General features: G+C 66.8%; 8 protein-coding genes and 1 pseudogene. 2 read left to right on the forward strand and 7 right to left on the reverse strand.

What is annotated here, in order from left to right:
• Window positions 1-78: 78 nt before the first annotated feature.
• From ACRQ5J_RS20385 to ACRQ5J_RS20400, 4 genes are read right to left on the reverse strand one after another with little or no spacing between them, the layout of a single operon-like run.
• On the reverse strand, window positions 79-1,509 hold the full coding sequence (locus ACRQ5J_RS20385; RefSeq protein WP_432379295.1) for an efflux transporter outer membrane subunit: 1,431 nt from the start codon (window positions 1,507-1,509) through the stop codon (window positions 79-81).
• Window positions 1,506-4,787, reverse strand: a complete 3,282-nt coding sequence (locus tag ACRQ5J_RS20390) for an efflux RND transporter permease subunit (protein WP_432379297.1) — start codon at window positions 4,785-4,787, stop codon at window positions 1,506-1,508. Before ACRQ5J_RS20390 ends, ACRQ5J_RS20385 begins: the two co-directional genes overlap by 4 nt.
• Window positions 4,784-7,894: an efflux RND transporter permease subunit gene (locus ACRQ5J_RS20395; RefSeq protein ID WP_432379299.1), complete on the reverse strand. Its 3,111-nt coding sequence runs from the start codon at window positions 7,892-7,894 to the stop codon at window positions 4,784-4,786. The genes ACRQ5J_RS20390 and ACRQ5J_RS20395 overlap by 4 nt, the downstream gene beginning before the upstream one ends.
• Window positions 7,891-9,210 (reverse strand): MdtA/MuxA family multidrug efflux RND transporter periplasmic adaptor subunit, encoded by a 1,320-nt coding sequence (locus tag ACRQ5J_RS20400; protein WP_432379300.1) that lies wholly within the window; start codon window positions 9,208-9,210, stop codon window positions 7,891-7,893. The genes ACRQ5J_RS20395 and ACRQ5J_RS20400 overlap by 4 nt, the downstream gene beginning before the upstream one ends.
• A gap of 216 nt (window positions 9,211-9,426) precedes the next feature.
• Here ACRQ5J_RS20400 and ACRQ5J_RS20405 point away from each other — a divergent pair.
• Both ACRQ5J_RS20405 and ACRQ5J_RS20410 read left to right on the forward strand, forming a co-directional pair.
• Window positions 9,427-10,151: pseudogene (locus ACRQ5J_RS20405) on the forward strand (response regulator).
• On the forward strand, window positions 10,151-11,407 hold the full coding sequence (locus tag ACRQ5J_RS20410) for a sensor histidine kinase (protein WP_432379302.1): 1,257 nt from the start codon (window positions 10,151-10,153) through the stop codon (window positions 11,405-11,407). The pseudogene ACRQ5J_RS20405 and the gene ACRQ5J_RS20410 overlap by 1 nt, the downstream one beginning before the upstream one ends.
• Window positions 11,408-11,528: 121 nt before the next feature.
• On the opposite strand, the gene sppA is transcribed toward ACRQ5J_RS20410, so the two are convergent.
• The 3 genes from sppA to ACRQ5J_RS20425 are packed head-to-tail and all read right to left on the reverse strand — an operon-like array spanning window position 11,529 to window position 16,142.
• Window positions 11,529-13,403 (reverse strand): signal peptide peptidase SppA, encoded by a 1,875-nt coding sequence (gene sppA / locus ACRQ5J_RS20415; protein WP_432379304.1) that lies wholly within the window; start codon window positions 13,401-13,403, stop codon window positions 11,529-11,531.
• A 40-nt stretch (window positions 13,404-13,443) separates the two neighbouring features.
• Window positions 13,444-14,889 (reverse strand): sodium:solute symporter, encoded by a 1,446-nt coding sequence (locus ACRQ5J_RS20420; RefSeq protein WP_432379306.1) that lies wholly within the window; start codon window positions 14,887-14,889, stop codon window positions 13,444-13,446.
• Window positions 14,890-14,930: 41 nt separating this feature from the next.
• A complete protein-coding gene (locus tag ACRQ5J_RS20425; protein ID WP_432379308.1) occupies window positions 14,931-16,142 on the reverse strand; it encodes an MFS transporter in 1,212 nt (403 codons plus the stop codon).
• Between the last annotated feature and the right edge of the window lie 92 nt (window positions 16,143-16,234).

The raw sequence follows: 16,234 nt of genomic DNA on the forward strand, positions 1-16,234 counted from the left end.
GCGCCAGTATTATAAAGCCAAGCCAGCCCCCGTCGTCCCCGCGCCCCTCCGTCGTCCCCGCGCAGGCGGGGACGACGGCTACTCGGCCGCGTGCCAGCCGCCGCCCAGCGACTGGATCAGGGCAATGGCGGTAGTCTGGCGATCCGCCTGCGCCTGCACCAGCGCGCGGCGCGCGGTCAGCGCGGTCTGCTGCGCGGTCACCACATCGCTGTAGCTGACCTGCCCCGCGCGGTAGCGGTTCAACATCTGCACCTCGACCTGGTCGGCCGCTTCCGACGCTGCCTTGCGCAGATCCTGCTGCTGCGCCAGCGTGCGCGTGGCTGCCAGCTGGTTCTCGACATCGGCAAACGCCGTCAGCACCGTCTGGCGATAGGTGGCGATGGCCTGGTCGCGCGCCGCCTCGGCGCCGCTGACGCGCGCCTTGATGGCGCCAGCGTCGAACAGCGTCTGCGCCGCCGTCAGGCCCAGCGACCACAGATTATTGGAGGCGTTGAACAAGCCGCCGGTAGACGACGAACCGTAGCCATAAGAGCCGGTCAGGTTCAGGCTCGGGAAGTAGGCGCTGCGGGCGATGCCGATGTTCTCGTTGGCGGCGGCCACGCGGCGCTCGGCGGCGGCGATGTCCGGGCGGCGCTGCAACAGCGTCGATGGCACGCCGGCCGGCACGTCCGGCACGGCGATCTTCCACTCGGCCGGCGCCAGCGTGAAGTCGCCGGCCGGCTTGCCCAGCAGGACCGCGATCGCGTGTTCCAGCGTGGCGCGCTGGCGCACCAGCGTGATCTGGTCGATGCGCGCGCTGGCCAGTTGCGTTTGCGCCTGCAACAGATCGGACTTGGCGGCGATGCCGGCGTCGAAACGGTTTTGCGTGATTTGCAGCACGCGCTCATAGCCTTCCACCGTGGCGTCCAGCAGCGCCTTTTCGGCGTCGGTCTGGCGCAGCGAGAAGTAATTGGTGGCCAGTTCGCCCTGCGCCGACAGGCGCGCGGCGGCCAGGTCGGCGGCGCTGGCCTGCAAGCTGGCATTCGCGTTGCCGACGCCGGCGCGCAGCTTGCCCCACACGTCCGGCTCCCAGCTGGCGCCGATGTTGGCCCGGTACTGGTTGGCCGTCTGCGTGTTGTCGCCGCCGCCGGAGCGGGTGGCGCTGCCGTTCAGCGCCACACTCGGGAACAGCGACGCGCGCTGCTCGGCCACCAGCGCGCGCGCCTGCGCGTAGGACGCCACGGCGGCGGCCACGTTCTGGTTATTGACCTCGATGCTGTCGGCCATCTGGTTCAGCAGCGGATCGCCGAACAGCTGCCACCACGGGCCGCGTTCCAGCGTGTCGGCCGGCGCGGCGGCAGTCCAGCCGGCAGCCGCCTTGTCGGCGTCGCTCGGCGTTTCCTTGTAGGCCGCTGGCGCCTGCGTTTCCGGCACCTTGTAGGCCGGCGTGACCGCGCAGCCGGCCAGCAGCGCCGACGCCACGGCCAGCGCGATCAGGGAATAACGGGGAGAGGATGCGTGTTTGCTCATGGTGTAATCGGCGTTTCGTCGCTATGGATGCGGCTTAGTTGTTGTTCGGACGGGCTGCGGCGGCGCAGCTTGTCCATCAGGATATAGACCACGGGCGTCGTCAGCAGCGTCAACATCTGGCTGGCGATCAGGCCACCGATGATGGCCACGCCGAGCGGCTGGCGCAGCTCCGAGCCTTCGCCGAAGCCGATCGCCAGCGGCAGCGCGCCCAGCGCCGCCGCCACGGTGGTCATCAGGATCGGCCGGAAGCGCAGCAGGCAGGCCTCGCGCACCGCCTCCAGCGGCGACAGGCCGCGCGAGCGCTCCGCTTCCAGCGCGAAGTCGATGATCATGATGGCGTTCTTCTTGACGATACCGATCAGCAGGAAGATGCCGATCAGCGCAATCGTCGAGAACTCCATCTTGAAGATCAACAGCGCCAGCACCGCGCCAACGCCGGCAGACGGCAGCGTGGTCAGCACAGTCACCGGGTGCACCAGGCTTTCGTACAGGATGCCCAGCACGATGTAGATCACCACGATGGCGGCCAGGATCAGCAGCGGCAGCGACTTGTTGCTCTCCTGCGCCTGCTTGGCCGAACCGGCGAAGCTGCCGCGCACATTGTTCGGCATGGCGATTTCCGCCTCGGCGTCGGCGATGGCGGCCGCCGCGTCGGACAGGCTGTAGCCTTCCACCAGGTTGAAGGCGATGGTGGTGGCCAGCTCGCCGTCCTGGTGGTTGATCGAGGTGGCCGCCGAGCTTTCGGCGAAGCTGGCCACCGTCGACAAAGGCACCATGGTGGTGGTGGCGGTGCTCAGCGCGGAGCCGGACGAGGCATCCTTCACCGCCGGCGCGGCGACGTTGGCAGCGGTCGACGTGGTGGTGGTGGCGCCGGTGGACGAAGTGGTGGTGGTGGTCACGGTGGCGGCGCCGCTCGGGTTATCGGCGGTCGGCGACGGCAAGCCCTTGGACGGCACATACACATCGTTCAGCGCATTCGGGCTGCGCGCGAACTCGCGCGGCACCTCCATGATCACGTGGTACTGATTCAGCTCGCTGTAGATAGTCGCCACCTGGCGCTGGCCGAAGCTGTTGTACAACGCGTTGTCGATATCCTTGGTCGAGATGCCGAGGCGCGAGGCGCTGTCCTTGTCGATGGTGACGAAGGTCTCGACGCCGTTTTCGGCCTGGTCGGAATCCACGTCGGTCAGCGCCTTCTGCGTCTTCATCGCCTCGGCCAGACGCGCCGCCCACTTTTTCAGGTCGGCCTGGTTGTCGGACTTCAGCGTGTACTGGTAATTGGCGTTGGCCGAGCGGCCGCCGGAGCGCAAGTCCTGCACGGGGCTGAGGAACAGGCTGACGCCGGTGATCTTCGCCAGCTTGGGCCGCAGGCGCGCGATCACCGCCTGCCCCGCCACGTCGCGCTGGCTGGCCGGCTTCAGGTTGATGAACATGAAGCCGCCGCCGGCGCGGCGGCCGCCGGTAAAGCCGACCACCGTATCGACCGCCGGATCGTCCTTGATGACGTTGACCAGCTGGCGCAGCTTGCCCTGCATGGCCTGGAACGAGATGCTCTGGTCGGCGCGGATGCCGCCGCTGATCTGGCCCGTGTCCTGCTGCGGGAAGCCGCCCTTGGGGATGGCCGCGAACAGGTAGAAATTCAGGCCGATGACGAACACCAGGCTGGCCATCACGATCCACACGCTGTGCAACGCCCAGTCCAGCGCATGGGCGTAGCCGCGCAGGATGGCGTCGAAACCGCGCTCGAAGAAGCGCGCCACGCGGCCCTGCGGTTTGGCCTCGTGCCCGCCCGGCTTGAGCAGCCAGGCGCACATCATCGGCGTGGTGGTCAGCGAGATCACCAGCGAGATCATCACCGCCGCCGACAGCGTTACCGCGAATTCCTTGAACAGCGCGCCGAACTGGCCGCCCATGAACAGCAGCGGAATGAACACGGCGATCAGCGAAAGGCTGATCGACAGCACGGTGAAACCGACCTCGCGCGCGCCCAGCAGCGCCGCCTCGAAGCGGTCCATGCCGGCCTCGATGTGGCGGGTGGTATTTTCCAGCACCACGATGGCGTCATCGACGACGAAGCCGGTGGCCACGGTCAGCGCCATCAGCGACAGGTTGTTCAGGCTGAAACCCAGCATGTACATGACGCCGAAGGTGCCCAGCAGCGAAACCACCGTCGCCACCGTCGGCACGATGGTGGCGCGCACATTGCGCAGGAAGACGCTGACCACCAGCACCACCAGCAGGATGGAGATGATCAGCGTAACCTCGATTTCATGCAGCGACGAGCGGATCGAATTGGTGCTGTCGCTGGCCACCTGGATCTTGACGTCCGGTGGCAACTGCGCCTGCAGCATCGGCAGCTGTGCGCGCACGCTGTCCACCGTCTCGATGACGTTGGCGCCGGCCTGGGAGCGCAGCAGCACGATAATGGCCGGCTCGCCGTTGAACAGCCCGAGGTTGTTCTGGTCCTCGACGCCGTCCACCACTTCCGCCACGTCCTGCAGACGGATCGGCACGTCGTTGCGCACGCCGACGATCAGCTGGCGGTAATCGGCGGCGCTGCGGCCGCCGACGGCGTTGGCCGACTCGGAATAGATTTGCAGCCGGCGGCCGTTGCCTTGAATGGCGCCGCGCGGCCGGTTGGCGTTGGCGGCCTGGATGGCGGCGCGCACGTCCTCCATCGACAGGCCCTGCTTGTTCAACGCGTAAGGGTTCAGTTCCACCCGCACCGCCGGCAGCGAACTGCCGCCCAGTTCCACGTCGCCCACGCCGGTCACCTGCGACAGGCGTTGCAGCACGATGTTGGACACCGAATCGTAGATCTGGCCCGGCGTGCGGGTCTTGGAGGTCAGCGCGAGGATGATGGCCGGCGAGCCGGAAGTGTTGGCCTTGCGGTAGGTCGGATTGCTGCGCAGCGTGGCCGGCAGGTCGACGCGGCTGGCGTTGATCGCCGCCTGCACCTCGCGCGCCACCGAATCGACATTGCGGTTCAAGTCGAACTGCAGGATCACGTTGGCGGTACTGGTGCTGGACTGCGACGTCATCTCGTTGACGCCGGCGATGGTGCCCAGGTGCCGCTCCAGCGGCGTGGCCACGCTGGTGGCCATGGTCGACGGGCTGGCGCCCGGCACCGTGGCGTTCACCGAAATGATCGGGAAGTCCACCTGCGGCAGCGGCGCCACCGGCAGCACGAAGAAGGCGCCGATGCCGGCCAGCGCCACGCCGATCGTCAACAGGACGGTGGCGATCGGGCGCTTGACGAATGGCGAGGACAGGTTCACGCGGCACCGCCTTCAGCCTGCGGCTTGCGGTCGTTGCCCGAGCGGCCGCGCAGGCGGCGCGCCAGGCTGTCGAAGCCGAGGTAGATCACCGGCGTGGTGTACAGCGTGAGCAGCTGGCTGACAATCAGGCCGCCGAAGATGGCCAGGCCCAGTGGACGGCGCAGCTCCGAACCCTCGCCCCAGCCCAGCATCAGCGGCACGGCGGCGAACAGCGCGGCCAGTGTCGTCATCAGAATAGGACGGAAGCGCAGCAGCGCCGCCTGGTGGATCGCCTCGCGCGGCGGCTTGCCCTCGTCGCGCTCCGCCTCGATGGCGAAGTCGATCATCATGATGGCGTTCTTCTTGACGATGCCGATCAGCAGAATAATGCCGATAATGCCGATCACGCCCAGGTCCTGCCCCGACACCCACAGCGCCAGCAAGGCGCCGACGCCGGCCGACGGCAGCGTCGACAGAATGGTCAGCGGGTGGATGTAGCTCTCATACAGCACGCCCAGCACGATATACACGCAGACCACGGCGGCCAGGATCAGCCACAGTTGGTTGTTTAGCGAATTCTGGTACGCGCCCGAGGCGCCGAGGAAGGTCAGCGTGACCGCAGCTGGCAGGTGAATCTCGGCGGCGGCCTGCTTGATGCTATCGACGGCGGTGCCCAGCGACACGCCGGACGCGGTATCGAAGCCCAGCGTGGTGGCCGGATACTGCGCCACATGGGTGATCTGCAACGGCGCCTGGCGCTCGGTGACGGAAGCCACCGCCGACAGCGGCGTGGCCTTGCCGGAGCCGGTCTTCAGTTGCAGGTTGCCCAGGTCGGCCGGCGTGGCGATATCGTCGCGGCGCGCCTCCAGGATCACGCGGTACTGGTTGGTCTCGGTGAAGATGGTGGACACGATGCGCTGGCCGAAGGCGCTGTACAGCGCGTCGTCGATGGCGGCGGCGGTCACCGACAGGCGCGACGCGGTGTCGCGGTCGACGCTGACGTAGGCCGCGGCGGCGCTGGCGCCCACGTCCGACACCACGTTGCGCAGTTGCGACTTGGTGCGCATCTGGTTGGCCAGTTTGGTGGCCCACTCGTTGACGGTGGCGTTGTCGGCGCCTTCGATCGACACGCGGAACTGGGTCGGGCCGGTTTCCGCGTCAATCGTCAAATCCTGGGTCGGTTGCAGATACAGCGTCAGGCCGGGAATCTGCGCCACGCGGTTGCGCAGGCGGTCCATGGTTTCCTGCTGGTTGCCGCGCCCTTCCCGCTTCAGGTTAATCAGCATGCTGCCGGTGTGCAGCATGGTGTTGTTGGCCGCATCCACGCCGACCACGGAACTAAGGTTCTCCACCGCCGCATCCTCGAGGATGGCCTTGGCCGCCTGCTGCTGCAGTGCCGCCATCTTTTCATACGAGACGGCCTTGCCGGTTTCCAGGCGCGCCTGCAACTGGCCGGTGTCCTGCGTCGGGAACAGGCCTTTCGGAATCACCACGTACAGCAGCACCGTCAGCAGCAAGGTGGCCAGCGCCACCAGCAGCGTCAGGCCGCTATGTTTGATCACCCAGGTCAGCGACTTGTCGTAATGGCCGATGACCCAGTCGAAGAACTGCTGGAAGCGCAGCGCGAAGCGGCTTTGCTTTTCCTCGCCGTGCGGTTTGAGCCAGCGGCCGGACATCATCGGCACCAGCGTCAGCGACACCACGGCGGAAATCAGGATGGTGATCGCCAGCGAGATGGCGAACTCGCGGAACAGGCGCCCCACCACGTCGCCCATGAACAGCAGCGGAATCAGCACCGCGATCAGCGACACCGTCAGCGAAATGATCGTGAAGCCGATCTGCTTGGCGCCCTTCAGCGCGGCGGCCATCGGCGTTTCGCCTTCCTCGATGTAGCGGGCGATGTTCTCGATCATGACGATGGCGTCGTCGACGACAAAGCCGGTGGCGATGGTCAGCGCCATCAGCGACAGGTTGTTCAGGCTGTAGCCGAGCAAGTACATCACGCCGCAGGTGCCGATCAGCGAGATCGGCACCGACAGGCTGGCGATCACGGTCGCGCGCAGGCTATGCAGGAAGGCGAAGATCACCAGCACCACCAGCACCACGGCCAGCACCAGTTCCATCTCCACGTGTTCGACCGAGGCGCGGATGCCCTTGGTGCGGTCGCTCAGCACCTCGACCTGCATCGCGCCCGGCAGGCCGGCTTGCAGCTCCGGCAGGCGCGCCTTGATGGCGTCCACGGTGGCGATGACGTTGGCGCCGGGCTGGCGCTGCACATTGAGGATGATGGCCTGCTTGTCGTTGGCCCAGGCGCCCAGCTCCACGTTCTCGGCGCTGTCGACCACCTGCGCCACGTCGGCCAGGCGCACCGGCGCGCCGTTCTTGTAGGTCAGGATCAGCTCTTTGTAATCCCTGGCGGTCACCAGCTGGTCGTTGGCGTTGATGGTGTAGGCGCGCGTCGGGCCATCGAAGCTGCCCTTGGCGCCGTTGGCGTTGGCGGCGGTGATGGCCGTGCGCAGCGTGTCGAGGCCGAGGCCATACGAGGCCAGCGCGTTGGTGTCGGCCTGAATCCGCACCGCCGGCCGCTGGCCGCCGCTGAGCGTGACCAGGCCGACGCCGGAGACCTGGCTGATCTTCAGCGCCAGGCGGGTATTGACGATGTTCTGCACCTCGGTCAGCGGCATCGTGTCGGAGGTGATGGCCAGCGTCAGCACCGGCGCGTCGGCCGGATTGACCTTGGCGTAGACCGGTGGCGCCGGCAGGTCGGTCGGCAGCAGCGAGGAGCCGGCGTTGATCGCCGCCTGCACTTCCTGCTCGGCCACGTCCAGCGACTGGCCCAGGCCGAACTGCAAGGTGATGATGGAGACGCCGGAGGCGCTGGTGGAACTCATGCGCGACAGGCCTGCCATCTGGCCGAACTGGCGCTCCAGCGGCGCGGTCACGGTTTGCGCCATCACTTCGGGGCTGCCGCCCGGGTACAGCGTCTGCACCTGGATGGTCGGGAAATCGACCTGCGGCAGCGCCGACAGCGGCAGGAAGCGGAAGCCGACAATGCCCGCCAGGACGATGGCCAGCATCAGCAGCGAGGTCGCTACCGGGCGCTGGATGAATGGTGCGGATGGACTCATTGTTTCGCCGCGCCTTCCTGTTTGGCGGCGCCGTCCTTGTGGCGGCGATGGTGTTCGCCCTTGGCGGCGCCGTCACCGCCCGCGCCGGCCGCCCTGGCGCCCGGCAGCGTAACCTTGGCGCCTTCCTTCAGGCGGTCGGCGCCCTCGGTGATGACTTGCTCGCCCAGCTTCAGGCCTTCGGTGATCTGCACCTTGTCGACGGTCGAGGCGCCGCGCTTGACCGCGCGCACGGTGACGGTCTTGTCTTCCTTCAGCACGTAGACGAAATCGCCGCTGGTGCCGTGGCGCAGCGCCGTCACCGGCACCATGATGGCGTCCTTGATGGTGTTCAGCTCCAGGCGCACGTTGACGAACTGGCTCGGGAACAGCGTCGACTTGGCGTTGGTGAAGCGCGCCTTGGCCTTGACCGTGCCGGTCGAGGTGTCGATCTGGTTATCCATCGCGTGGAATTTGCCGCCGTCCAGCGTATTGGTGCGGCTGCGGTCCAGCGCCAGCGCCGGCAGCGACGCGCCCTCGTTGACGCGCTGCGCCACCGCCGGCACGCTGTCCTGCGGGATCGAGAATTCGACATCGATCGGCGACAGCTGGGTAATCACGGCGATGCCGCTGGTGTCGCTGGAGCCGACCAGGTTGCCGATATCGACCGTGCGCAAGCCCACCCGGCCGGAGATCGGCGCCACCACCTTGGTGTAGCCCAGATTCAGCCTGGCCGTGCCCTCGGCCGCCTTGTCGGTCATGACCGTGCCTTCCAGCTGCTTGACCAGCGCCGCCTGCGTGTCCACGTCCTGGCGCGCGATCGAGTCCTGGGTCAGCAGCGTGCGGTAGCGGTTCAGCGTCAGCCTGGCGTTTTCCAGCTGCGCCTCATCGCGCTGGCGCGTGCCGGTGGCCTGCATCAGCGCCATCTCGAACTGGCGCGGATCGATCTGCGCCAGCACCTGGCCGGCCTTGACCATCTGGCCCTCCTTGTACAAAACACTCTGCAAGATGCCGGACACTTGCGGCCGCACCGTGGTGGTGGCCGCAGCCGTGACGGTGCCCAGCGCTTCCAGCGTGACCGGGATATCGGCCTTTTCGGCGGTCGCCACGCCGACCGTGGTGGCCGGCGCGCGGCGGCCACCACCGCCCGGACCGCCCGGACCAGGACCGCCCGGACCTTGCGCACTGGCGCCGCCGGCCGGCGTCGCTGGCTGGTGCGTCAGATACCACGCCAGCCCGCCGAGGGCCGCCATCACGGCGACGGCGATCACGCTGCCGAGAAGCTTGCGGCTGCGTTTAGGCGGGTTGGCATTCAAAGTCGGCTTGGCTTGCGAATCCATCGTTATCCTTTTTGTGGGCATGCGTGTCCATGGCAGACGTACCATGGCCTTAATGCCGGGACTCTAGCACAAGGTTTTGGTGGTGTCTGTCGGTGAAACACCGGCGATACAAACTCGCTACAAATCAAGGACTTTGCGCTCACATCCTTCATCTAGCTTTACATTTCTTTACCGGCGTGACATCGGCCGCCCAAGCCGCTGGCGTAGAATGGCCCCATGAATCCTGTAGACCGCATACTCTTAGTCGAAGACGACCCGCGCCTGGCCGACATGCTGACCGAATACCTGGGCCAATCGGGCTTTCGCGTGACCCACGCGCCCACCGGCCGGCTGGCGATGGAGCATCTCGCCGCCGCCGAAGTCGACGCCGTGATCCTCGACCTGATGCTGCCCGACATGGACGGCCTGGACGTCTGCCGCCAACTGCGCGCCACCTCCGACGTGCCGGTGCTGATGCTGACCGCGCGCGGCGACGCCATCGACCGCATCGTCGGCCTGGAAATCGGCGCCGACGACTACCTGCCCAAGCCATTCGAGCCGCGCGAACTGCTGGCGCGGCTGCGCGCCATCCTGCGCCGCCGCGTCGAGCCGCGCAACGGCGGCGCAGCGCATGGCGCCGCCGCCGACGCCGCCGCGGTGCTGCGCTTCGGCCGGCTGGAAATCGACCCTGCCGCGCATGCCGCCCGGCTCGACGGCGCGCCGTGCGAGCTGACCGCCTACCAGTTCGACCTGCTGCTGGTGCTGGCCAGGCACGCCGGCCGCGTGCTGTCGCGCGATGCGCTGATGGACCTGCTCAAGGGCGAGCCGCTGGAAGCCTTCGACCGCTCGATCGATGTCCACATGTCGCGCATCCGCGCGTCCGTCGAGGACGACCCGAAAAGCCGCGCCGCATCATCACCGTGCGCGGCGCCGGCTACCTGTTCGCCAAGGTGCAGGACTGATGAAGCGTTTCAACATCGGCCTGCCGCGCCTCTACTTCCGCTTTTATGTCGCGCTGCTGTTCGTGCTGGCGCTGTTCGCGGTCGCCACCACCATGGTCTGGACCCGCACCGGCAGTCCGCTGGAGCGCTCCAACATCACCTTGTCCAAGCTGATGGCCAACATGCTGGCCCCGGCCGACGCGCCGCCGGCCGAGCAGCAGGCGGCGCTGGAGCGCGTGGCCAGGGGCCTGAACGCCCACATGACGCTGTACACGCGCGACTGGCGCCCGCTGGCGGTGGTCGGCGACATGATTCCGGCCCGTCACTGGCGCAAGCAGGGCATGACCGGGCCGCCGCCGGAATCGTTCGTGCGCCTGCCGGACGGCCGCAAGCTGCTGTCCAGCGAGCCGCTCGGCTTCACCCGGCCCAAGGCCATGCTGCACAACGCCATGCTGCTGCTGGCGATCGGCATCGGCGTGGCGGCCTTTCCGCTGGTGCGCCACCTGACCAAGCGCCTCGAACGCTTGCAGCAAGGCGTGGAATCGCTGGGCGCCGGCGACCTGTCCACGCGCGTCCGGGTCGAGGGCAAGGACGAGGTGGCGCGGCTGGCGCAGAGCTTCAACCGCGCCGCCGACCAGATCGAGCAGCTGGTCGGCGCGCACAAGACGCTGCTGGCCAACGCCTCGCACGAGCTGCGCACGCCGCTGGCGCGCATCCGCCTGGCGCTGGAGCTGATCCCGGACGGCATCGACCCGAAACGCCGCGCGGGGCTGGAGCAGGATATCGCCGAGCTGAATCATCTGCTGGACGAGATCCTGCTGGCCAGCCGCCTGGGCGCGATTCAGGAAAACACCGATACCGAGGAACTGGACCTGCTGGCACTGGCGGCCGAGGAATGCGCGCGCTACGACGACGCCACGCTGGATGGCGAGTCGGCCGTGATGCACGGCGATCCGCGCCTGCTGCGCCGCCTGCTGCGCAACCTGCTGGAAAATGCGCACCGCCATGGCGTGCCGCCGGCGAATGTGCAGATCAGTTGTGCCGATGGGATGGCGACGTTACGGGTGTGGGATCAGGGGCCGGGCGTGCCGGACCCGGAATTCGAGCGCGTGTTCGAGCCGTTCTTCCGGCGCCGCGGTACGCTCGATAATACCGGGGCGGGCCTCGGCCTGGCGCTGGTGCGGCAGATCGCCCGCCGCCATGGCGGCGAGGCGCGCTGCGTTTTGATGCGGGATGGACGCAGTTGCTTTGAGGTGCAGCTGCCGCTGCACGTTTGAGGTGACGCTGCCGCTGCACGTTTGAGGTGACGCTGCCGCTGCACGTCCGTCGCTCCCGCGAAGGCGGGAGCCCATACTGAATCGACGTTCCATGGGTTCCCGCCTGCGCGGGAACGACGGCTTACGGGGATGCGCAGAGGCAGTGGGTGACGGCGGTGAACGGCTTGCGCTGCACCGTCAGGTCCGACAGCCAGCCCAAATCGCCGGCGATGCCGCTGGCCGCATTCGGCGGCAGGCCGGTGGTGGCCGCCGCGCCCAGCTTCAGCTCCGTCGCCACCGCCTGCGCCACCGCTTTCGCCGTGCCGCCGCCGACCATCTCGACGAAACGATCGAACTTGCTGATATCGCGCTCGACATACACCACGCGATAATCGGCCGCCAGCCTGGCGCGCGACGCCGCCGATTTCAGCGCGTCGCCGTAGCTGCCCAGGCGGTCCACCAGGCCGCGCTCTTTGGCCTGCGCGCCGGTCCACACGCGCCCCTGCGCCACCTCGTCGATCTTGGCCGGCGTGGTCTTGCGCGCCTTGGCCGCGCGGGTGGTGAACTCCGAATAAATATGATTGATGCTGCCCTGGATCACCTGCGCGAAGCGCGGGTCCAGCGGCCGCAGCGGATTGCCGGCGTCGGCCAGCCAGGTGGTCGGCTGGCCGGCGGTGTGGATGCCCAGCTTGTCGACCACCTTGTCGGCGGTCGGCAGCAGCGCAAACACGCCGATCGAGCCGGTGATCGAGTTTGGATCGGCGATCACCTCGTCCGCCGACATCGAAATCCAGTAGCCGCCCGATGCCGCCAGGTTGCCCATCGAGACCACCACCGGCTTGCCGGCCGCGCGCGTCAGTTCCAGTTCGCGGCGGATCAGTTCCGAGGCGAAGGCGCTGCCGCCGGGCGAGTCGACGCGCAGCACCACGGCCTTGATGCTGCTGTCCTCACGCGCGGCGCGGATCAGCTTTGAAGTCGAATCGCCGCCGATCGAACCGGGGCCGGCGGTGCCGTCGCTGATTTCGCCCTGCGCCACGATCACGCCGACGGCGTCGCCGGTCAGCTTGCGCGGCACGCGCGCCAGGTACTCGTCGAAGCTCACCTGGCGGAAGCTCTTGCCTTCCGCGTCCGGCGCGCCGCGCTTGATCATCAGGTCGCGCACTTCATCCTTGGTTTTCAGGCCGTCGACGAACTTCGACGACAGCGACAGCTTGGCCAGGTCGCCGTTGACCGCCGCCACCTGCGCCGGCAGCTCGTTGATGGTCTTCATGATCTGGCCTTGCGGCAGCTTGCGCGCCTTCTCGACATCGGCGGTGTAGGAATCCCACAGGGCGTTGTACAGATAGGCGTCGGCCTCGGACGCCGCCGGCGACGGGCCGTTGGCGATATACGGTTCGGCGGCGGCCTTGTAGGTACCCACGCGCAGCAGGTTGACCGTCACGCCCAGCTTGTCGAGCGCATCGCGGTAGTAATTGCGGTAGCGGCCAAAGCCCTCGATCAGCACCATGCCCATCGGATGCATATACACCTCGCTGGCATGCGCGGCCAGCAGGTACTGGCGCTGGTCGTAGCTGGAACCCCACGCCACCACCGGCTTGCCGGCGGCCTTGAAGCGCTCGATGGCGCCGGCCACTTCGCGCAGCGTCGCCTGGCCGCCGCCTTGCAGCTCATCGGCCAGCAGCACCGCGCCGCCGATGTCCGGGTCCTTGGCGGCGGCGTCGAGCACTGACAGCACGTCGCGCAGCTGTATCATCTTGTGCACCTCGGCGCCGCGCGCGTTGGCCACCAGCGCCTCGGTGGCGTTGATGCTGGACTGTTCGACCAGCTGGCCCTTGAGGTCCAGCACCAGCGTGGTCTTTGGCTGCAGCGGCTTGGCGCCGCCGCCGAAGATCGCGTACAGCAGCAGCACGATCAGCAGCAGGAAAATCAGGTTCAGCACCGTGCGGCGGCAGGCGTCCAGCACGCGCCAGAAAAAGCCGAAGCCACGGCGGACATAGGAAAACGGGGATTGACTCATCAACACTCCAGTGGTTGCGTAATTTGCAATGATGATACTGCTATGCGTGCTTTTTGGAAATAAGCATCAGCCCGGCAAACACGATCGCGCCGTTCAGGACCAGCAGTTCCAGCCCGATGCGGTAGCTGCCGAACAGCAATTCCTGATTGGAATCAATAACATAGCACAGTACCGGGCCGGCCAGCGCCACCAGTGGCGCCCAGCGGTCGCGCAGCGCGCGCCGGGTCAGGATGCCGAAGGCGAACAGGCCCAGCAGCGGGCCGTAGGTATAGCCGGTCAGTTTCAGCACCAGGCCGACCATGCTGGCGTTGTCCACCCATTTGAACACCAGCACCAGCGCCAGGAAAATGGCGCAGAAGGCCAGGTGCACGCGGTGGCGCAAGCGTATCTTCTGCCGCTCCGTCATGTCGGTGCGGCGCTGCACGCCGAGGATGTCGATGCTGAACGACGACGTCAGCGCGGTCATGGCGCCGTCCGCGCTGGGGAACAGCGCCGAAATCAAGCCGATGAAAAAGATCAGCTGCAGCACCGCCGGCATGTGGCCCATCACCACTGCCGGGAAGATCTTGTCGCCGCTGGCGGTAATGCCGACCGTCGGCGCGTACAGGTACAGCAGCCCGCCAAGGTACATAAACAGTACCAGTACAGCCGTCAACACCACCGTCATCAGCGCCATGTTTTTCTGCGAATCGCGCAGCGTTCTGACCGAGATATTCTTCTGCATGGTTTCCTGGTCCATGCCGGTCATCGCCAGCACAATGAAAAAGCCGGCGCCGACCTGCTTCCAGAAATTGGCCGGGCTGTCGATGGCAGTGGTGACCACGCGCGTCAGGTTTTGCTCGTGCATCCGCGCCAGGCTGGCCAGCGGGCTGATGTCGAGGGCGTGCAGCAGCCAGCCGGCGCAGATCAGCAGGCCGAGCACCATGCCGGCCGTTTGCAGCATGTCGGTCCAGACGATGGTCTTGACGCCGCCCTCGTAGGTGTACAGCAAAATCATGCCGAGGATGACCACGGTGCTGAGCCAGAACGGCACGCCCATGCCGTCGAGGATGGTGATCTGCAAAATATTCACCACCAGGTACAGCCGCGCCGAGGCGCTCATGGTGCGCGACAAAATGAAGAAGGCCGCGCCGCTCTGGTAAGAACGGGGGCCGAGGCGCTGCTCCAGGTAGGTATAGATCGAGGTCAGCTTGAGCCGGTAGTACAGCGGCAGCAGCACGGTAATCACCACAATGTAGCCCAGCACATAGCCGAGTATCACTTGCAGGTAGCCGAAGCCGTCGCGCCCGACGGCGCCCGGCACGCTGATAAAGGTGACGCCGCTCATCGTCGTGCCGACCATGCCGAAGGCCACCAGCAGCCAGTTGCTGCTCTTGTTACCGATGAAGAAGCTATCGTTGTTGGCGTTGCGCGAGGTGCGCCAGGCTACGATCAGCAGGATCGCGAAATACGCGGAGATGAGGCTAAACAGGGATGCTGCGGACATGGTGTGGCGGCGAAGTTCAAATCGCCGCCACTATACACGCCTCAGTGGCCGACCGCATGGATCGACTTGCCGCCGCCAACGGCGGCCGGGCGCGGGTTCAGGCGATCCAGCCGTCCGCTCAGCGCCGTCAGGCCGAAGGCGCCCAGCACGACCAGGCCGCCGATCCAGCCGGTGTGCACCAGCCCCACGTGTTCGACGATCAGGCCGCCGCCCCAGGCGCCGCCGGCGATGCCGAGGTTGAACGCGGCGATATTCAGGCCCGAGGCCACGTCCACGGCGCGCGGCGTGTAGTGTTCCGCCTGCTGTACAACGTACACCTGCAAGCCCGCCACATTACCAAACGCCACCGCGCCCCATACCAGTACAGTTGCAATCACCAGCCATTTGGACGGCGCGGCCACGCTCAACACCACCAGTACAGCGGCCAGGCCGAGGAAGATGATCTTCAGCGCGCCGACCGGGCCGCGGCGGTCGGCCAGCTTGCCGCCCCAGATATTGCCCACCGCGACCGATACACCGTACACCAGCATCACCAGCCCCACCGCGTTGGCGCTGAAGCCGCTGATGTCCGTCAGGATCGGCGCCAGGAAGGTGAAGGCGATAAACGAGCCGCCATAGCCCACCGCCGTCATGGCGTACACCAGCAGCAGGCGCGGCTCGGCCAGCACTTTCATTTGCTGCAGCAGCGAGGCCGGCTGATTGTGCTTGATCGACGCCGGCACGAAGATCGCGCTGCCGATGATGGCCAGCACGCCCAGCGCGGCGACGGCCAGGAACGTTTCGCGCCAGCCAAAGTGCTGGCCGATGAAGGTGCCCAGCGGCACGCCGGTCACCAGCGCCACCGTCAGGCCGGTGAACATGATGGCGATGGCGCTGGCCGCCTTCTCCTTCGGCACCAACGAGGTGGCGATGGTCGAGCCGATCGAGAAGAACACGCCGTGCGCCAGGCCCGTCAGGATGCGGGCGATCACCAGCGATTCATAGCTGGGTGCCTGCCACGCCAGCAGGTTGCCGAGCGTGAACAACACCATCAGCGACACCAGCAGCAGCTTGCGCGGCGCCTTGCCGGTCAGCGCGGTCAGTACCGGCGCGCCGATGGCCACGCCCACGGCATACAGGCTGACCAGCAGCCCGGCCGACGGCAGGTTGACGCCGAGATCGGCGGCAATGGTCGGCAACAGGCCGACGATGACAAATTCGGTGGTACCGATGGCAAATGCGCTGATGGTCAGCGCCAGTAAGGCAATGGGCATGGCGTAACTCCTTGAAAAAGTGGATGTCACGCAGTATCGGGGCTTACGTTGATGAGAAAAAGCTCCAAAATTCCAAAACATATTTGCACCAC

Origin of the sequence: Duganella sp. P38, from assembly GCF_050859475.1 — a bacterium.
Classification (GTDB): domain Bacteria; phylum Pseudomonadota; class Gammaproteobacteria; order Burkholderiales; family Burkholderiaceae_D; genus Rugamonas.